An 18,395-nucleotide genomic window follows, 5' to 3' on the forward strand; every position below is an offset into this window, starting at 1 on the left:
AACGTGGATTTTGTCTGACTCAGGATCATGATGATTTTGCTGATTATTTTTTGGAATTTGATAAAGACCAAGGGAGATATGAGCAACGTACCAGCTCACATCTCCCTTAATTATTATTATTAAAATCAATAGTAAAAGTAAAATCAGGGTAATCAGCAAAATCATCATGATCCTGAGTCAGACAAAATTCACGTTACTTCTTCTTTTTCTTTTCCATCTTCTTCGTGAAGCCGCCTTCGAAAAAGCATTTGATACCCCGATAAGCGCCGCAACCACCTATTTCACGGATGCTGACGCGATTGCCGGTAAACTGGAAAGCGATGCCGCAGGATGATTCTTTGTCTTTGTACTCTCCCCTGTTACCGCCAATATAATGCCCTCTTCCGCTCAGTTCTCCTTTGCAATTACCGTTGTCTTTTGAGAAGGTGATAAAGAACTGAAATGATTTGGTATCATCCCCATCGCGGATGGATACAATATTCATATCGCCGGAAGTATAGTCGCCGGAAAACTTATGTTTACGTGGTAAGGTATCGATCGGGTTAAAGATCTGTCCCGGATTCGTAGGCCCGTTGGAGTTAGTCATGATCAGTGTAACAGTTCCATCGGGATTTACCATATAAAAATCTTCTTTCAATGCGCTGCGGCTACCCGACAATTTCTTTTCATTGCTGATCTTTACTACATTTTTGCTGTCTATTAACAGGGAGGTAACTGTGCCATCCGCACTACCTGTGCCGGCTACACGTATCCTGTTGAGATATTTGCCTTTTTTATCCAGGAAGCAGAGATAACCTACAGATTGCGACCTGCCTGTAGCCTTCACTGTCATATAATTCACCGTATTGCCGGGGATCCGCTGTAACGGAAAATATTTCACCGGCTCACTTCTGGAGAAATCACCTTTCGTGAGGGTATCTGTTAAAAACCGCATGGCGGCAGTATCCAGCCGCAATGAATCCGGTTGTTTCAGCTGGAGCGTGTCCGGGGTGAGCCTGTAGGGCAATGTACCAGGGGTAAACAATGCCTGAAAGTCTTCAAATGTCATGGGCTCATTGCCATCACCCTTTTTCTTTTTTGATTTGCAGGCTGCCAGCATACCGATGGCCAGTAATAATAAGAGGAAACGCTTCATTACAATAGTTAATTCTGAGCGAAAAGTTATATATAATTTTTATATGTGCGCGTTAAAAAATCAAAAAACATACCGGATAGATAAATGTTCAGATTTATTATTTAGATTTGTCTAAATAATATTTTAGATAACATGAATTTATCGATCGCAGAGGAGAACCATATAAAGTCGATTTATAAACTGCAGGAGGGCGATGCGGTAGTTACCACTAATGCACTGGCATATGAGCTGGATACAAAGCCGGCATCGGTTACTGACATGGCTAAAAAGCTGAAAGAGAAGAAACTGATTGAATACGAGAAATACAAGGGTATTACGCTCTCCGCCGACGGCAGGAAGGCCGCCCTGCAGATTGTGCGCCGCCATCGCCTGTGGGAGTGCTTCCTGGTGGATAAACTATTGTTCAGCTGGGAAGAAGTGCATGAACTGGCAGAGGAGCTGGAGCATGTGCGCAGCGAAAAGCTTACCAACCGGCTCAGCGAATTCCTGGGTAACCCGGTAATAGACCCTCATGGCGACCCTATCCCGGATGCCAACGGGAAACTGGTCAAACCCCGCCCTCAAACCTCGCTGGATCAGGCCAATGCCAAACGGCTGGTGGTAACCGCCGTAACGGACCAGTCTACCGCCCTGCTGGCCTTTCTCAACGCCAAAGGGATAAAGCTTGGCACCCAGCTGGAAATCATAGCGCATTACGAATACGATAATTCTATAGAAATAAAAGTAAAAGGGCAATCTCCCATCACCATCAGCGAACAGGTGGCGAAAAATATTATGGTCAGACCTCTATAATCATCAGCATATACTATGAGCATCGAGCATACACATTCATCAGCATCGTTAAGTGAGGTACATCAGAGTGTAGAAACAAACGGAAAATCCAGGTGGAAAAAGATTTTCGCTTTCTTTGGCCCCGCCTACCTGGTGAGCGTAGGTTATATGGACCCCGGCAACTGGGCCACAGACCTGGCAGGTGGCAGCCAGTACGGCTATAAATTATTGTGGGTATTGCTCATGAGTAATCTCATGGCCCTGCTGCTCCAAAGTTTGAGCGCCCGGCTGGGCATTGTGCGCGGGCGTGACCTGGCACAGGCAAACCGGGAAACCTATCCACCCCTGGTAAATTTCATCCTGTACATACTGGCAGAAATAGCCATAGCAGCTACCGACCTTGCGGAAGTGCTGGGAATGGCCATCGGTATCCAGCTGCTGACAGGGCTGCCGCTGGTATGGGGCGTGAGCCTCACCGTACTGGATACCTTCCTGCTGCTCATTCTGCAGCGCTACGGCATCCGTAAGATGGAAGGATTTATTATCAGTCTTGTTGCCATTGTAGGCGCCTCTTTCCTCGTGGAACTGATCCTGGTAAAACCGCAGATGAACGAGGTAGTGAAAGGCTTTATTCCTTCCATCCCCGACAACACCGCCCTGTATATCGCTATTGGTATTATAGGCGCCACCGTGATGCCGCACAACCTGTATCTCCACTCTGCCCTGGTGCAAACACGGAAAATAAAACGGGATGATACAGGTATCAGGCAGGCTATTAAAATAAATTTCATTGACAGCACTATTGCGCTGAACCTCGCCTTCCTGGTAAATGCCGCCATTTTGATACTAGCGGCCACCGTATTTTTCAAAAGCGGCAGAACAGATGTGGCGGAAATACAGGATGCGCACCGGCTGCTGGATCAGTTGCTGGGAAGCAAGCTGGCGCCGGTCCTGTTTGCAGTAGCATTGATCGCGGCAGGACAAAGCTCCACGGTAACCGGTACACTGGCCGGGCAGATTGTAATGGAAGGCTACCTGCGCCTGCGTATCAACCCCTGGCTGCGCAGGCTCCTCACCCGGCTGCTGGCCATCATCCCCGCCCTGCTGGTAATACTCATTGCCGGCGATGAAGAAGTAGGAGCACTCCTGGTGTTCAGCCAGGTGCTGCTCAGTTTGCAGCTCGGCTTTGCCATTATCCCACTCATCCATTTTGTAAGCGATAAAAAGACAATGGGCGCATTCGCCATTAAGCCTGTCACTAAAATCTTCAGCTGGCTGGTCACCAGTTTATTGGTGTACCTTAACATGCGGATGGTATTGTCAGAAGCCTTTGAGTATATGTCTGGTACCGGGAATATATTTGTAGATGGACTGATTATGGCCGGCTGCATCGGTTTCGTGGTGCTGCTCCTCATCACCATTGTATATCCCCTGCGGCGCCGCTACCGCGAAGATGCAGCTGCCGGTATCCATACCACGCAGGTATCGCTGGGAGAAATGGAAAAGCCCTCTTATCAGTGCATCGCAATGGCCCTGGATTTTTCGCAACGCGATAAGGACATAGTGACCAACGCCATTGCTCACGGTAATGAACACACGCAGTATATCCTTATTCACATCGTGGAAAGCGCCTCCGCCAAATACTTCGGGAAAGAATCGGACGACCTGGAAACACGCCGCGACCAGGAACAGCTGGATACTTATATTGCCCTGCTGAAAAGCCGCAATATCAAGGCCAAAGGCGTGCTTGGCTTCCGCAGGCGGGCCCGTGAAATTGCCCGCATTGTACGCCAGGAAAAGGCCGACTTCCTTGTACTGGGAGGGCACGGGCACCGGGGTTTCAAAGACTGGCTGTATGGGGAAACCGCTAACCAGGTAAGACACCAGGTAAAGATCCCCGTGTTGGTGGTGCAATAAACATACTAACTATAACGGGTAAACGATAAATATATGCTTTCCATTTTCAAGCCGGGAGATACCAGGTATTTCAGTCGCACAGTGCGGCAGGAAGACTGTGCCACCTTCGACAGTGGCAGTGTTCATCCCGTATATGCCACCTTTGCACTGGCGCGGGATGCAGAATGGTGTTGCCGGTTGTTTGTACTGGAAATGAAGGAGGCGCATGAAGAAGGCATTGGCACCCGGCTTACCGTGGATCACCTCTCCCCTGCCGTAGCCGGCAGCCGGGTGGATTTTACAGCCGTTATTACACAGATACATCATCACGAAATTACCTGTAACTATGAAGCCGTTTGCAATGGCCGTGTGGTGGCCAGGGGGGTGCAGGTGCAAAAGATCCTCCCCAAAGAAAAACTGGCAAAACTTTTCGCGCGTTGATCGCCGCGGAGCTTGTCTGACTCAGGATTATGATGATGTTGCTGATTTTTATTTTTTAGATACTTGCAATTATTATTAGGAGAGATGAAAGCGGATATATCCGTTCTCATCTCTCCTAATATTTTATAAAATAAAATCAGGGAAATCAGCAAAATCATCATAATCCTGAGTCAGACAAGCTCCGCTACAATCCCAGCGCCGCCTTCAGCCGCGGGTAACCGGTTTTGCTTACCAGTACCCTTGCACCGCTGCGCAGGATGGCCAGGTGGTTTTCCTTTTCATAAGGGTCTATACGGGTTACCTGGTTTACATTGAGGATATAGGAGCGGTGCACCCGTGTGAACTGTTGCGGGTCCAGCATCTTCTCAAAAAACGACATTGTTTTATTCTTCAGGAAGCTACCTTCCTGCGTTACTATTTTCACGTAGTCATCTGCTGCTTCCAGGTAATGGATATCCTGTACCGGGATGATCTTGATTTTCCCGTTGATCTTTATTACCACACGATTGCTTTGCAAAGGTGTTGCTGCCGCGGTTTCCAGCAGTGCTTCCGTATTATTGCCGGCGGTAGCTGTTTGAAAATGATCCAGCCATTTCTGCACCGCTTTATCAAAGCGGTCGCTGGAAAAAGGTTTCAGCAGGTAATCGACCGCATGTACTTCAAAAGCCCTGATAGCATGTTCTTCAAAGGCGGTTGTAAAGATCACTGCAGGCATATTTTCCACGAGTTCCAGCATTTCAAAACCGGTGATCTTGGGCATTTGAATGTCCAGGAAAATAATATCCGGCTGATGTTGTTGTATAGCCTTTAACCCTTCAAATCCATCATTACATTCCTGTACTACTTCTATCTGGGGGAAGTTTAACAGGTATTCCTTTACCACTTCCCTGGCCAATGGCTCATCATCAATTAATACTGCTTTTATCATGCGACTGTGGTACTTTAATAGTGGTAGTAAATATATTTTCAACAGCGGAGGTTTCCAGCAGGTCTTGTCGTGCAAACAGCAGGTAGAGCCTGCGTTGTATAGACGACAAACCAAAGCCTGTTCCTTTGTTTGGTTGCTGCAGTTCGTTGTCGAACGGGTTTTGTACCGCGATGTACAACATATTATCCTGCGACCATGTTTTTATGCTGATGGTGATATCACCAGTGGTATCGTATAGTCCGAATTTAATGGCGTTCTCTACTACAGGCTGCAGCAGCATGGGTGGCAGCAGCATGTTATCTGTCTCCTCATAGGAAGTAATGTTGGTGGTTAACCGATGACCGAACCGCACCTTCTCTATATCCAGGTAGAGCTGCAGGTAGTTCAGTTCCTCGGCAAGTGTGATCCATTGGTCATCTTCCCGCTTCAGGGATCCTCTCAGAAAATCAGAAAGCTTCAATACCATTTGGCGGGCTTCTTTGGGCCGCAGCATGATCAGTGCGTTAATAGAGTTGAGGCTGTTAAACAGGAAATGCGGCTGCAGTTGCTGCCGCAGTTTAAAGAGCTCTGCTTCTCTTACTATTTTCTCTGTAGCTTCTTTACGGTCGCGGGATTCCTGTTGTTCTTCCACATCGTACAACATCTGGCTTCTGAAGCCGATACCAGCAATCAGCATCCATCCAACAAAGGCATGGATGGGAATAGCATTATTCAGCCAATTGATATACCGTGCGTTGTCGGGAAAGGCGGAGACGAGGAGCCAGCGGCTCAGGCATACCCACAGTACAGACAGGGAAAAGCTCACGATGGCCACGTAGCCAAACTTCATGGTGCCGTCTGCCGGGCGGTAATAAGCCACGTTATGGCTGATTATAATACCGGCGGCTCCCAGTAGTATCACGTGTATTGCGCTGTCTGTAGCGGATTCCCAGATGGGGAGGTCGTACCAGTACCACAACAGCCCGCTATATAAGAACATCCATATAGCGAAGGAAGTGAGGAAAGCCCACCAGGAATTGCCTTTCATCAATTGTTTAAACAAAGAAGCCGTTTTTTCTTGTTATACGTTAAGCTCAATGTACTGCTGGCCCTGTAACTGGGCAGATTTCATCTGCAGCCAGGCGATGTAGGAATTAGGATCTCCCGGTTCTTCGATGCGGGAGTACAGTTCCATGCCATCTGTCAGCTGGTCCAGGGTATATACTTCCGGTACATTGATGAACTTCCACTGTACCAGTTCCTGTTGTTGATTCTTAAAAGCATATTGTTCCTGCATACCAATTTCGCGGGCTTTATCGCAGGCGTCTTTCTTGGTAACAGCGCTGATTAATCTTAATTGTTCATCAAACTGCGGGGTATGATTGCCTTCGCCACAGATGATCTGGTATACAACTTTCGCAACAAACCAATGCATAAAATTAAATTTAAAAGTTGGAGAAGATAGAATAAAGGTTGAGATATGGATATTTTATGATCAGTAACTTCTTATTTCCACGCCACCGAATACACAGGCGCCTTTCAGGATCAGCAGCTTTTCAGCGGGGCCGTTGGTTATCAGATCCGTGTGGCGTTTATCTTCCACGCCACCCAGGATGGTAGTGATATCCACCTGTATCTTCCAGTTGGCCGGCACAACAATTTCACAACCACCAAAAACGGCTGATATGTCTATTACAGCGGCACCATTGATATCTGCCTTCATGAAGTTGAGTACAGCGCCTCCGAAAATAGCGGTTACGTCGCCTCCCTTAAAGTCCCTGGACATGATCACCTTATTCACGCTGCCAAAAATGGCGGTGGCTTCCAGCACATCTTCACCGGTTGCAAACTCCTGGCTTGCGCCGAAGCTCTTTTTCCGGGCTGCCCAATCTTTCCCGGGATAATTCCTTTTAAAGATCAGCATAATTCCCACCAGGATCAATGCTACCGGCCATATAAACTTGGCGGTGGCATAAGGCAGATGCAATATTTCGTTTGCCAGGAAGATTCCGCCCAGCAAAACCATCCCGATCCATCCTCCCAACCTGAAATTATGTTTTGCACCAATAACGATACCGACCGCTATCAGGATCATTTGCCAGGAAAACAGCCAGTGGGGCAGGTTCAGATCCAGGCGTTGTAATAACAGGCAGGCACCAACGATGATAAGAACTGCACCGCCTACAAAACGGCCTTTTCTTCTTGATGCTTCGATATCTTCGTTTCTCATTTGTTTTATTGTTTATGATACAAATGTAGAACGGCCCCTTGTTATTGGAAACAGGGTTTAGGCTAATAAAGCACCCTAACCGGTAAAAAGCAGGAAATAGCCGGTGAAAATGACGGGTTATATTTCCACCGTTACCAGGGCATCGTTTCCGGCCAGTTTTACCAGGATGGCTTTCAGCTGCTGCACCATAGGATCGGGGCCACAGATATAGAAATGCTGGTTAAAGTTCCGGATCTTCTCTTTCAGGTAACTTTCATCGATGGTATGATGATCGTAGCCGGGTACCTCCTGCTCAGTGAGGGTATTAATAAAGCGGGGGCCCAGCATGGCTTCAAACTCATCTTTCAGGATAATATCTGCCAGGGTTTTATTGGAACAGATCAACTGGTTGTTGCCCAGCTGGCCCTTCTGCTGCAGATCGCGCAGGATGGCAATAAAGGGGGTAACGCCCGCTCCCCCGGCAATGAATACGCCTTCCCCATTATAATGAATGGTACCCCATACATCGTGCAGGATAAGTTCATCTCCGGCTTTCAGCAGCCCCAGTTCATGGGTAACGCTGTTATGATCATCGTAAATCTTAATGGTGAATTCCAGTTGATCCCACGAGGTAAGGCTTGTAAAGGTAAAAGGGCGTCTTTCTTCTTCCCATCCGGGTTTATTGATAGATACTTCTGTGGCCTGGCCGGGCACAAAGGTGTATCCGGCGGGCTTTTCCACGGTAAACTGGCGGACATTGTGTGTTACAGGGGCTACAGCCAGGATTTTTACAATATGGCTTTCCATTTGTTCAGGTTTTCTTGGATATGAAAGTAGGGTAATTTTTCGTCTCAGCGCAATGCCTGCAGCAATAAAGGCAGCAATGCTGCTGCCCAGCGGCTATAGTCTTTTCCCGAAGGGTGCAGTCCATCTGCCGCTACCAGTTCCGGGTCCTGCACAGCTTCCCGGGTAAAGTGCGTGATATCCAGGTAGGGCACCAGCCATTCCCCCGCGATAGTTTTATTGGCAGCATTGTAGGCATCTATTTCCCGGCTGATCTGCTCCCGGTTACGATCTGCCGCAAAGGGCGTTACGCCCCAGTCGGGGATAGACAGCACTACCACATGGGCCGGATTGTTACCTGCAAAGGCAATAGCCTTTTGCAGCAGGGCGGTAAACTCCGTTGCATATTCTTCCACCGGGCGGCCACGGTATTGATTGTTTACGCCGATCAGCAGCGTTACTATATCGTAAGTTTTATGTATATGAGCAGCCGTGATACCGGCTTCCAGTTCGCCGGTGGTCCAGCCTGTAGTGGCTATGATCTGCGGGGCTTCCACTGCTATGCCCTGTTCCCGCAGCAAAGCGGCGGCCTGTACAGGAAAACATTCGGAATAGGCAACCTGTTCACCTATAGTATAACTATCGCCAAGGGCGAGATACGTAACTGGTATCATGCTGGTAGCTGAAATTTTGTTGCTGCAAAAAAATGAGCAGCAAAATAACATTAATCCTAACATAAGCAAAAAGTTATATGCAGGTGTTAAATTTGCAGAATAAAGAGCAAATCTTCCCATTGCGTAAACTGAAAAGCCTTACCTTTGCACGCGATTACAACAATTACGTAACGCATAAAGAAACCGTTTTATGCCGGCAGAAAAAATAACGATGAACAATGGCCTGTTACAGGTCCCTGCACAACCCATCATCCCATTTATAGAAGGCGACGGAATAGGCCCGGACATCTGGAGAGCCAGTGTACGCGTATTCGACGCAGCTGTAGAGAAAGCTTATGGCGGTGACAGGAAAATTGAATGGAAAGAAGTACTGGCAGGTGAGAAAGCCTTCCAGCAAACAGGCGAATGGCTGCCAAAGGCTACACTGGATGCACTGAAAGAATACCTGGTATCTATCAAAGGCCCCCTGTCAACTCCCGTTGGCGGCGGTATCCGCTCCCTGAACGTTGCTATGCGCCAGGAACTGGACCTCTACGCCTGTGTAAGGCCTGTACGCTGGTTCAACAAAGTGCCGTCTCCGGTAAAGCACCCGGAAAAAGTGGACATGGTGATTTTCCGCGAAAATACCGAAGACATCTATGCCGGCATTGAATATATGACGGGTACACCTGAAGCAAAAAAACTGCTCGATTTCCTGCAAAATGAAATGGGCGTTAAGAAGATCAGGTTCCCAGAAACCTCTTCCCTGGGTATTAAACCGGTATCCATTGAAGGTACAGAACGACTGGTACGTGCCGCTATTATTTATGCGCTGGAACATAAGCGCCCGTCGCTTACCCTGGTGCATAAAGGCAATATCATGAAATTCACCGAAGGCGGTTTCAAAAACTGGGGTTACGCACTGGCAGAAAGAGAATTCGGCGATAAAGTATATACCTGGGAACACTGGGAAAAAACAAAGAAAGAACTGGGTGAGGAAGAAGCCAATAAAGAGTTGAAAGTGGCCACCGCAAAAGGAAAGCTGCTGATCAAGGATGTAATTGCCGATAACTTCCTGCAACAGATCCTGCTGGCGCCGCAGGATTACTCTGTGGTAGCCACTCTGAACCTTAACGGCGACTATATCTCCGACGCATTAGCGGCCGCCGTAGGCGGTATTGGTATTGCTCCGGGCGCCAACATCAACTACCTCACCGGCTATGCCGTATTTGAAGCCACTCACGGCACTGCGCCACGCTTTGCCAATACCAACACCATGAACCCGTCTTCAGTGATCCTGAGCGGCGTAATGATGCTGGAATACATGGGTTGGAAAGAAGCCGCTGAGATCATTGTTCACGGCCTCAGCACCGCCATTATGCGCAAACGCGTTACCATCGACTTCTACAACCTGATGGATGACGCCACCCTGGTAAAAACCAGCGAATTTGCGGATGAAGTGATCAAGCAAATGCAGCACTAAGCGGAGTTTGTCTGACTCAGGATTACGCTGATTAAGCTGATAAATTTTTATATAATTCGGGGAGATAGAAGTGGATAAACCCACTTTTATCTCCCCGACCCATTTTAATTATTTATTAAAATATCCCCGAAATCATCATAATCCTGGAAAAGACAAAATCCGCGTCCATCTCCCCAGCCTGTTTAATTCAAAAAAATAAAATCAAACAAATCAGTATAATCAGCGTAATCAGTGTTCCAAGACAATTTCCGCGAAATTTTGTTTTTTTCACAGCTATTCGTATTTTTCGTGATTATCCCAATTGGGACTCGCTTGAATAATTGTTGTGAAATGCTTTTAATCTAATTTTAAAAAACCCGAAATGGCAGAAAAAATTAAAGTTGCTAATCCGGTAGTTGAACTGGATGGTGATGAAATGACACGAATCATCTGGAAATTCATCAAGGATAAACTGATACTTCCATACCTGGATGTTGAGATCAAATATTTTGATCTGGGCATGGAGCACCGCGATGCTACCAACGACCAGGTAACCATTGATGCAGCCAACGCTATCAGGGAAGTAGGCGTAGGTATCAAATGCGCTACCATTACACCGGATGAAGAGCGTGTAAAGGAATTTAACCTGAAGCAGATGTGGAAATCACCCAACGGAACTATCCGTAATATCCTGGATGGTACCGTATTCCGTGAGCCAATTGTAACAAAGAATGTTCCACGCCTGGTGCCAAACTGGACTGCGCCGATCTGCATTGGCCGTCATGCTTTTGGCGACCAGTACCGCGCTACCGATTTCGTTACAAAAGGAAAGGGTAAACTGACCATTAAGTTTGAAGGCGAAAACGGTGAAGTGATTGAACATGAAGTATACAACTTCAAAGGCGATGGTGTTGCACTGGCTATGTACAATACCGACGAATCCATCAAAGGCTTTGCCCGTGCATGTTTCAACCAGGCACTGATGAAAAAATGGCCTTTATACCTGAGCACCAAGAACACCATCCTCAAAAAATATGATGGCCGTTTCAAAGATATCTTCGAAGAAATCTATCAACAGGAATTTAAAGCTGAATTCCAGGCCAACGGCTTAACCTATGAGCATCGCCTGATCGATGACATGGTGGCCAGTGCGCTGAAATGGCACGGTAATTTTGTATGGGCCTGTAAAAACTATGACGGCGACGTACAGTCTGACACCGTTGCACAGGGCTTTGGCTCTCTCGGCCTGATGACTTCCACCCTCATCACTCCTGATGGTAAAACAATGGAAGCAGAAGCCGCTCACGGTACTGTAACCCGTCACTACCGCGATCACCAGGCTGGTAAACCAACTTCCACCAACCCCATCGCTTCCATCTTCGCATGGACTCGCGGCCTGGAGTTCCGTGGTAAACTGGATAACAACCAGCAACTTATCAACTTCTGCCAGGCGCTGGAACAGGTTTGTATCGAAACTGTGGAAAGTGGTAAAATGACAAAGGACCTGGCTGTTTGTATCCATGGAAATAAAGTAGAACATGGTAAACACTACCTGTATACCGAAGAGTTCCTGGAAGCGCTGGATACCGCACTGAAAGCGAAACTGGCTTAATTTACCAATAATAAAAAAAGCAGCGGGATGAATATCATTCCGCTGCTTTTTTATTTTAACCAGGTGAAGACTTTATAGCTTCATCTTCTTTCTTAATATTTTATCTTCTCCATAAATATCATCATAGAAAACCAGCTCTCCGTTCTTTCCCTCTGCAGTAAAGTACCGGAGATAGATGGGAATATGTTTAGGGAGATCTATCTGTCTTTTTTCTTCCCGTGCCAGCCATACCCGGATACTATCGCCACTATGTCTCAGGCTATCAGCACGCACCAGGTACTGCGCCAGGCTATCCCATTGCTGCACCCGCACACAACCATGACTCATAGCACGCATAGCGTTCCTAAACAGCCCGCGGTTGTTGGTATCATGCAGGTATACGCTATACTTGTTCCTGAAGTTGAATTTCATCACGCCCAATGAATTGTCAATTCCATCCATTTGCCGGAGCACATAAGGAAAATGCCCTTTACCGAGCTTTGACCAGTCGATGGTATAAGGATCCACTGCATTACCATTCCTATCAATTACTTCCAGGTTCTTCTTAGCGAGATAACCGATATCCTTCTTTATAGCCGGCAGCATTTCCTTAAATACAATACTGTAAGGAACGCGCCAGTAAGGGAACATCATAAAATTGGTCATATAGGAATTGAGCAGCGGTGTACGCGTGCGCGGCGTGCCTACAATTACACGGGATTCCAGCACCACTTCCCCGCTATCCACCACTTTCAGGTTATAGCCCGGCAGGTTCACAAGGATATACCTGGAAGGCAATGTGTCTGGCAGTTTGCGCCAGCGATCAAGGTTTACTGCCGCCTGCATGATCCAGTCGTGCGCAGAGCGGTTCATGGCCATCACCGTTCTTTTTCCGGCCACCCCATCCGGATAGATATTGAACTCTTTCTGAAATGCTTTTACACCCGTTTTCAGCAACGCTGAATCCAGCTCACGGCCGGTGGTATCAAGATGTCCGCTCTGCACCAGGCGGTTGAACACCAGCTGACGGAAGCCAAGCGTATCTGTATAATTAAGTGGTAATGTATCCCAGTGATAGTCCGCATATTTGGCTTTGAATGTCCGGATCCCTTCCTTCAAGGCAAGATATCCCTCATGGGTGGGTTCATGTGAATGAAGGATACCTGTTACATTCTTCTCTTCAAGCGCCTGCCTCAACTGTGTAATGAGTTGTTCATCCGTAAATGCTGAATCCTTTCTGAGAGTAATGCTATCACGCGGCGCAACGCCATAACGCAGGTCCGATGCCATTTTCATGAAAGCGTCCGTCATCAGTACGTCTACTTTTGCCCACAGGGCTGCATCTTTTTTTGCAGTGGCATCGCTGCTGATCTGTTCCCATGCAGCAGTCAGCGCAGGCTCATGATATTGCCCCGGCAGCAGTCCCACGTCTTCCGCATGCTGGATCATATACAACATGGAGTCCGCAGCAGGATTGGTAATCCCGTTCTTTGACCATTGGCTTGCCGGTTTATCAGCGCCATAAAATTCCTGTATTGCTGAAGGTCGGAAGGATTGCAAACTGTCTTCCAGTTCGCCTTCGTTATCTTTCAGGGCCGACAATCGCTCAGTGATACTCTCGGTGATCACTTCGTCCAACTGTCTGATGTTTGCTACAATCTGTTTTTGTTTTGGGGCGGTATGCTTTTTTTTATTGACGCAGGCTAACAACAAGCACACTCCAGATCCGCATAACAAACTGATAATAAAAATTTTGTTCTTCATCTGCAGTAAATCGCTATGGTAAAGATAGGAATTTACAAATACTGTGCTGAAAATTTTTGTGCGATGAAACCTGGGACTTCTCTGCGGTTACACCTATTCCCTACCTGCAGCAGTCTTTCTTCACAAAAAGTGACTGGAGAAACTTTAATATACCTGCAACTACTTTTTTCATGTCCGGATTTTTTAAAAAGAGAAGCCACGGTGTGCAGCAGCTTCTCTTTAAACTAAAACTAAAACAACTAACTTTTATTTCTTTACCCGGCATATTCAGATCTTGTCTATTGGTATACGCTCAGGGGCCTTCAATTGTTTAAACTTACTGGGTGTAAGACCTGTTACTTTTTTGAATTGCGCCGATAGATGTGCTACACTGCTGTATCCCAGCTTGTAACTGATTTCACTTAAGCTTAATTCGTTATATACCAGTAATTCTTTCACCCGCTCTATTTTCTGCTGAATAATATATTGTTCAATGGTAGTACCTTCAGTTTCAGAAAAAAGATTACTGAGATAATGATAGTCTTTCTGCAACTTCCCTGCCAGTAAGGTGGAAAAGTTTTCCTTCATTTCATCCAGCTCTGAATGATGCACTGCCTGTACAATAATACTTTTTATGCCTGCGATCAGCTGTTGTTTTTTATCATCTATCAATAAAAATCCCTCCTGCTGAAGTGCTGCTGATAGCTGCTGTAACTGTTGCTCCGAAACGGTTCCGTTTACTACTGCTTTACCCAGCTGTATTTCCTTAACGCTCAGTTGCTGCGCGGCAATAGTATTAGTAACCACTTTGATGCAACGCGGACAAACCATATTCTTTATAAACAGATCTGTTGTAGACATCGGTTACTTTTTAATATTAAAAATGTTATGCTCCACCCTGATCAAAAAAGAGTTGGAGGAATTCCTCGGCATGCTTCCGGTTAGCTGGGTGCGGTAAGACAGGTCCAGTCTTGTAGTGCTGTTAAAAATAAACTGCACTGCCGGGGCAATATCCAGGTAGGAGCCTTTGCCTGCTGCGTCTGTATTGGTTTTACCCAACAGCTCCACGTACAGGTTTAAATTGGTTTGCTGAAAGCTTTTATACTTTACGGGCAACACCAGGTAGCCGGCCGACAAACTATAATTCACCGCATTCCTGGAAAATTCGTCCGGGATATTGTCCTTCACATTGTTCATATAACGGGAATACCCCAACGTTGTGGATAATGCCAGTTTATGCAACAGTTGTGTGGCAATGATCCCTCCGTTTACGCCTGAGGTAGCACCTTCCAGGTCCAATTCCTTATTGTTGTACGGGCGCATGGCATGAGTTCCATCCGGCATCTCCGGGTAATACGGGTTATTGATCACGGAGCCACGTACATAGGCTGCCATACGGAAATGCGCATGCTGCTGATCCAGCGACAGGAAGCGGTATTTGGCATACACGCCGCCGCCCTCCAGTTTTACAGATGGCTGCATCATGTTGGAGGCATATCCAAGCACATGTAACATGAGCTTTTTATTTACGCCCCACATCACTTCCGGCTCAAAACGCATCCCATTGTCACCGGAATGCTTCATGTCAAAAAACTTATTGGAAAGCCGGATGCCCAGTGAGTTGGCGGGCATGTTGCTCGCTGGCTCTGTATTCACATATAATTCCTGGGCAACGGCCATACTATAGCCGGCCATGATGACCAGGGCTGTTATTAAAAATCTTTTCATATACCGGCCAGTTGTTAAATGGTGACGTGATAAATTCTTTTGGAAGCAGAAGCTCCGTCAGATTTGCAGCAGTCGCCCATCATACCTGTTTTATAACAGGCCATAGTGGTTTCGGTACTGAATTTTTTAAATTGTTTGGCAGAAACAAAGTCCTTGTCGATCACCGTAAGATCTTTGTCACCCGACAATACCTGGTTCTTCACATCCATAAAGTGCAGGGTGCTGCCGGCAAACGGCACATGTGCGTCGTTCTGTACGCTTACCCCGTCAAAGCTGGCAGTCATTACCAGTTTACCTACAGAAAACCCGGCATCTTCCACTTTATTTTTTATGGCATCGATGCTTACCGGTACCCCGGGTTTAAAGATCAGCACAAAGGTGGTATTATCAAGGTCCGTATCTATTTTATCAACAAAAGGCAGTGATTCCAGCGCCTCGTAAGTAGCTTTTGAGCACATAGCGCAGGTAAGGCCTGTAGCGTGAACACTGGCTTTCTTAAATTGAGCATTTGCGCCGAAAGATAAGCCCAGCGCGAGCAATATAATGGATACTATTTTCATGGTCTGATGAATAAAATTGAATAAAAGAATAATAACAGTTAAGGCAATAAGGATGCTGTATGACAGCAGCCAACATTACATTAAAAACTGTATCAGACCAGGAAAGCGCAGTTCCGGAGGAAAATAGGTGCGAACGGGATGTCCGGCGGATCGTGGGGACGACTGACATTAAGCATTTCCTGCACCGGCAAAACGGAAGCAGGTAAGATCCTTACCGGCTGCTGCATGTTTGTGGAAGGACCAAAATCGGATTGCAAGGCTTTTGCGGCCTGGTGCGTTTCGGTAACCTTACAGAACTTAAACTCATCTTTACAACAGTCCATGCCCTTTACCGGCTTTCCGCATTTACCGCAGTGATCGGCCGGAGCTTCCTGCAGGTCAATGGACGCCAGCTTGCCCATGCAGTAGTGCACGTTTACTGCAAACCCGCTGGTGAGCGTAATATACAGTGTGGCAAATAATATGGCAAAAAATTGCTTCATGATGAATTACAAAGATACATAAAAAAAATGACCGGTATCGTGTTGCCACCATACCGGTCATCATATAGTCAGATACAAAAGTTAATTAATAAACCACCATCTGAGCCCTACCCTGAAGGCGAAGTTATTATATGGGTATAGCGGCCCTGCATAATTGTTGTTGCCAATAAAAGTATTCAGGTTTTCTGCGCGTACATAGGCAGAGAAGGATTTGATACGGAAATTGGCAAATGCGGCAATATCGGGGAGCGGATTGCTGATCTTCGCTCTATTCTGGTAAATAAACTGACCGGTGAGCGGAGAATAATCATCTGCATAATAACCGGTGTTATAGCGCAGCTCGATGCCCGTCATCAGGTTCAGGTTCGTATACAATCTTTTCTCAAAGGCAAACCGGTTACGTGTCCAGAAAGCAGGTACATTGAGCGGCCCGTTGCCATGCAGCTGCTGGAAAGCGATATCCAGGTACCAGGAAAACGGTTTTATGCTGAACTTCTTGCTAAAGGTGATCTGTAACAGGTTAAACAGGGAGTTATACTGATCGCTGTGATAAAAATCCCTGAAATAGGTGTAATTGGTAAACAGGAAATAATTGGCTGCCAGGGTATAATCCAGCTTTTTATTCTCAGTGGCAAACTGCAGCTGGGTAATATTTTCCTTGGACAGGCTGGTATTGTACCAGGCATCATTGGTGCTGGCGAAATACTTGAAAACGTAAGATGGTTCCTTATTTACGTTGCTCACCGACAAGCGTACATCTCCCAGGAAATCGTTGATATGTCTTTTTAACATCCCATAAAATCCATAATCCCCGATATTCTGTCCTGCTACATAAAACTCACCTCTTGCAGAAAAATCCCATTTCTGGTTACGGGTTTTATTACGGTATTCGCCATGTACTGCCAGGTTGCTGAAATTGATATCCGCATCCAGGAAGGTGCCGGTAAGACTTTCAAACCTCGCTCCTATATTAATGAAGTGCCCCAGGTTGCCAAGCACCGGGAACTGGATGAGCGACAGGTCGTTGGAAATCATTTTCCACTGGTGTTTGGAGGCTACCGTATCGCCGGGTAAAAAATTATAGTGGCTGGAATAGAAAGCGGTATCCGGGCTGGAGTCGAGGAACTCATAGTTATTGTTCTGGTAATTGAAGGTGTACTGCACACGGAATATCGGGTCGTACTTATAATAATCGGTGGTATCGTTCACATGGATACTATCGCCCCGGCCCCAATCGTACTGCTGCTGGATCAGGAATCCGGTTTCCCGGTAATTGGATTTCACCGGGATGGAGCCCCCGAAAAAGGCATACGTTGTAGAAGCACTGTTACCGAGGTTTACCGGGATGGTTTTCCGTTGCTTGAAAGTATTGTTGGTCATGAACGTATCGCTCTGGATCCCCCCGTTCTCTCCACCGTTGATCTTATTATAATAGAAGCTCAAGTAGGTATTGGCGCGTTTGTTTTTGCTCTGGTACCGGGCGGTAAAGCGGTAAATATCATGATTGGTGTTTTGCGAACGATAGTATCCCGGCGCATTGATTTTGCGGTAGTCGAAAGCAAAGTTGAAGCGCTCCGTCCTGTTCTGCGTATGGGAAAGCCCTATTACCTGTTCCTGTTTGCTGCCTACCAGGTACTGCAGCTCTGTGTAGGGGCGTGTGGTATAATAGAAACGGGCATCCTTATGCGTGTTGGAATATACGTCATAAGCATGAAAACCTGCATCAAACCCGGGTTTCATGCGTGGTGTAAAGATCATGTTATAGGCGGCGCCACCGGTATTCCCAAGTGTGGTGTATGAAGAGGGCACCCTCAGGTAATTGGTCTGAAAATCCGATATGGACGAGTCGAGCTTATAATCGGTGGGCTCACCGAGGATGCGGTAGGTTAATGTCAGCGTATCCGGTTCATGCTCATGTTTTGAGGTATCCCGCTGCATTTTGCTGGTACCGCCGCCACCGCCGCCCATGTTACCGAAGCGTCCAGAGTTGAACTGGGCCATTAATTGATTCCCGCACAAGAACAGCAGGGCTAT

18 protein-coding genes are annotated in these 18,395 nt (G+C 46.8%); 5 read left to right on the forward strand and 13 right to left on the reverse strand.

What is annotated here, in order from left to right; all coding sequences use genetic code 11:
• Positions 1 to 193: 193 nt before the first annotated feature.
• Positions 194 to 1,135: a hypothetical protein gene (locus FN124_RS03695; RefSeq protein WP_142683431.1), complete on the reverse strand. Its 942-nt coding sequence runs from the start codon at positions 1,133 to 1,135 to the stop codon at positions 194 to 196.
• A gap of 132 nt (positions 1,136 to 1,267) precedes the next feature.
• Between FN124_RS03695 and FN124_RS03700 the strand changes: the two genes are divergently transcribed.
• Genes FN124_RS03700 through FN124_RS03710 form a run of 3 tightly spaced genes read left to right on the forward strand, consistent with a single transcriptional unit; the run spans position 1,268 to position 4,243 of the window.
• Positions 1,268 to 1,927 (forward strand): metal-dependent transcriptional regulator, encoded by a 660-nt coding sequence (locus tag FN124_RS03700; RefSeq protein ID WP_142683432.1) that lies wholly within the window; start codon positions 1,268 to 1,270, stop codon positions 1,925 to 1,927.
• Between the two features lie 15 nt (positions 1,928 to 1,942).
• Positions 1,943 to 3,823, forward strand: coding sequence for an Nramp family divalent metal transporter (locus FN124_RS03705; RefSeq protein ID WP_142683433.1), 1,881 nt, complete (start codon positions 1,943 to 1,945; stop codon positions 3,821 to 3,823).
• 33 nt (positions 3,824 to 3,856) lie between these two features.
• Positions 3,857 to 4,243: a thioesterase family protein gene (locus FN124_RS03710; RefSeq protein ID WP_142683434.1), complete on the forward strand. Its 387-nt coding sequence runs from the start codon at positions 3,857 to 3,859 to the stop codon at positions 4,241 to 4,243.
• Between the two features lie 184 nt (positions 4,244 to 4,427).
• On the opposite strand, the gene FN124_RS03715 is transcribed toward FN124_RS03710, so the two are convergent.
• The 6 genes from FN124_RS03715 to FN124_RS03740 form a co-directional block, all read right to left on the reverse strand.
• Positions 4,428 to 5,171, reverse strand: coding sequence for a LytR/AlgR family response regulator transcription factor (locus FN124_RS03715; protein ID WP_142683435.1), 744 nt, complete (start codon positions 5,169 to 5,171; stop codon positions 4,428 to 4,430).
• The gene (locus FN124_RS03720) at positions 5,149 to 6,213 is read right to left on the reverse strand and encodes a sensor histidine kinase (protein WP_221887720.1); all 1,065 of its coding nucleotides are present in this window, start codon (positions 6,211 to 6,213) and stop codon (positions 5,149 to 5,151) included. Before FN124_RS03720 ends, FN124_RS03715 begins: the two co-directional genes overlap by 23 nt.
• A gap of 18 nt (positions 6,214 to 6,231) precedes the next feature.
• Entirely contained in the window at positions 6,232 to 6,585 is a 354-nt protein-coding gene (locus tag FN124_RS03725; protein WP_142683436.1) for a DUF4288 domain-containing protein, read from the reverse strand.
• 60 nt (positions 6,586 to 6,645) lie between these two features.
• The gene (locus tag FN124_RS03730; protein WP_142683437.1) at positions 6,646 to 7,380 is read right to left on the reverse strand and encodes a LiaF transmembrane domain-containing protein; all 735 of its coding nucleotides are present in this window, start codon (positions 7,378 to 7,380) and stop codon (positions 6,646 to 6,648) included.
• A gap of 117 nt (positions 7,381 to 7,497) precedes the next feature.
• On the reverse strand, positions 7,498 to 8,166 hold the full coding sequence (locus tag FN124_RS03735; protein ID WP_142683438.1) for a ferredoxin reductase domain-containing protein: 669 nt from the start codon (positions 8,164 to 8,166) through the stop codon (positions 7,498 to 7,500).
• 44 nt (positions 8,167 to 8,210) lie between these two features.
• A complete protein-coding gene (locus tag FN124_RS03740) occupies positions 8,211 to 8,816 on the reverse strand; it encodes an SGNH/GDSL hydrolase family protein (RefSeq protein WP_260607316.1) in 606 nt (201 codons plus the stop codon).
• A gap of 190 nt (positions 8,817 to 9,006) precedes the next feature.
• Here FN124_RS03740 and icd point away from each other — a divergent pair, with 190 nt between their 5' ends.
• Both icd and FN124_RS03750 read left to right on the forward strand, forming a co-directional pair.
• Complete coding sequence (gene icd, locus FN124_RS03745) at positions 9,007 to 10,278, forward strand: NADP-dependent isocitrate dehydrogenase (protein WP_142683439.1); 1,272 nt, start codon at positions 9,007 to 9,009, stop codon at positions 10,276 to 10,278.
• A 361-nt stretch (positions 10,279 to 10,639) separates the two neighbouring features.
• Positions 10,640 to 11,869, forward strand: coding sequence for an NADP-dependent isocitrate dehydrogenase (locus tag FN124_RS03750; protein WP_142683440.1), 1,230 nt, complete (start codon positions 10,640 to 10,642; stop codon positions 11,867 to 11,869).
• 72 nt (positions 11,870 to 11,941) lie between these two features.
• Here the strand turns inward: FN124_RS03750 and FN124_RS03755 are convergent, their stop codons facing one another.
• The 6 genes from FN124_RS03755 to FN124_RS03780 form a co-directional block, all read right to left on the reverse strand.
• Positions 11,942 to 13,477, reverse strand: coding sequence for a L,D-transpeptidase family protein (locus FN124_RS03755; protein ID WP_260607436.1), 1,536 nt, complete (start codon positions 13,475 to 13,477; stop codon positions 11,942 to 11,944).
• 402 nt (positions 13,478 to 13,879) lie between these two features.
• Positions 13,880 to 14,452, reverse strand: a complete 573-nt coding sequence (locus FN124_RS03760) for a helix-turn-helix domain-containing protein (RefSeq protein ID WP_142683442.1) — start codon at positions 14,450 to 14,452, stop codon at positions 13,880 to 13,882.
• A gap of 3 nt (positions 14,453 to 14,455) precedes the next feature.
• Positions 14,456 to 15,319, reverse strand: a complete 864-nt coding sequence (locus FN124_RS03765; RefSeq protein WP_142683443.1) for a hypothetical protein — start codon at positions 15,317 to 15,319, stop codon at positions 14,456 to 14,458.
• Between the two features lie 14 nt (positions 15,320 to 15,333).
• Positions 15,334 to 15,879, reverse strand: a complete 546-nt coding sequence (locus FN124_RS03770) for a heavy-metal-associated domain-containing protein (RefSeq protein WP_142683444.1) — start codon at positions 15,877 to 15,879, stop codon at positions 15,334 to 15,336.
• Between the two features lie 92 nt (positions 15,880 to 15,971).
• The gene (locus tag FN124_RS03775) at positions 15,972 to 16,361 is read right to left on the reverse strand and encodes an HYC_CC_PP family protein (protein WP_142683445.1); all 390 of its coding nucleotides are present in this window, start codon (positions 16,359 to 16,361) and stop codon (positions 15,972 to 15,974) included.
• An 81-nt stretch (positions 16,362 to 16,442) separates the two neighbouring features.
• Positions 16,443 to 18,362, reverse strand: a complete 1,920-nt coding sequence (locus FN124_RS03780) for a putative porin (protein WP_185937077.1) — start codon at positions 18,360 to 18,362, stop codon at positions 16,443 to 16,445.
• Positions 18,363 to 18,395: the final 33 nt, after the last annotated feature.

Origin of the sequence: Chitinophaga polysaccharea (genome assembly GCF_902150045.1) — a bacterium.
Lineage (GTDB): Bacteria > Bacteroidota > Bacteroidia > Chitinophagales > Chitinophagaceae > Chitinophaga > Chitinophaga polysaccharea_A.

Bases quoted from the DNA above. Each gene is read 5' to 3' on its own strand.
- FN124_RS03695 (WP_142683431.1), bottom strand. From the start codon at position 1,135: ATGAAGCGTTTCCTCTTATTATTACTGGCCATCGGTATGCTGGCAGCC.
- FN124_RS03700 (WP_142683432.1), top strand. From the start codon at position 1,268: ATGAATTTATCGATCGCAGAGGAGAACCATATAAAGTCGATTTATAAA.
- FN124_RS03705 (WP_142683433.1), top strand. From the start codon at position 1,943: ATGAGCATCGAGCATACACATTCATCAGCATCGTTAAGTGAGGTACAT.
- FN124_RS03710 (WP_142683434.1), top strand. From the start codon at position 3,857: ATGCTTTCCATTTTCAAGCCGGGAGATACCAGGTATTTCAGTCGCACA.
- FN124_RS03715 (WP_142683435.1), bottom strand. From the start codon at position 5,171: ATGATAAAAGCAGTATTAATTGATGATGAGCCATTGGCCAGGGAAGTG.
- FN124_RS03725 (WP_142683436.1), bottom strand. From the start codon at position 6,585: ATGCATTGGTTTGTTGCGAAAGTTGTATACCAGATCATCTGTGGCGAA.
- FN124_RS03730 (WP_142683437.1), bottom strand. From the start codon at position 7,380: ATGAGAAACGAAGATATCGAAGCATCAAGAAGAAAAGGCCGTTTTGTA.
- FN124_RS03735 (WP_142683438.1), bottom strand. From the start codon at position 8,166: ATGGAAAGCCATATTGTAAAAATCCTGGCTGTAGCCCCTGTAACACAC.
- FN124_RS03740 (WP_260607316.1), bottom strand. From the start codon at position 8,816: ATGATACCAGTTACGTATCTCGCCCTTGGCGATAGTTATACTATAGGT.
- icd (WP_142683439.1), top strand. From the start codon at position 9,007: ATGCCGGCAGAAAAAATAACGATGAACAATGGCCTGTTACAGGTCCCT.
- FN124_RS03750 (WP_142683440.1), top strand. From the start codon at position 10,640: ATGGCAGAAAAAATTAAAGTTGCTAATCCGGTAGTTGAACTGGATGGT.
- FN124_RS03760 (WP_142683442.1), bottom strand. From the start codon at position 14,452: ATGTCTACAACAGATCTGTTTATAAAGAATATGGTTTGTCCGCGTTGC.
- FN124_RS03765 (WP_142683443.1), bottom strand. From the start codon at position 15,319: ATGAAAAGATTTTTAATAACAGCCCTGGTCATCATGGCCGGCTATAGT.
- FN124_RS03770 (WP_142683444.1), bottom strand. From the start codon at position 15,879: ATGAAAATAGTATCCATTATATTGCTCGCGCTGGGCTTATCTTTCGGC.
- FN124_RS03775 (WP_142683445.1), bottom strand. From the start codon at position 16,361: ATGAAGCAATTTTTTGCCATATTATTTGCCACACTGTATATTACGCTC.
- FN124_RS03780 (WP_185937077.1), bottom strand. From the start codon at position 18,362: ATGGCCCAGTTCAACTCTGGACGCTTCGGTAACATGGGCGGCGGTGGC.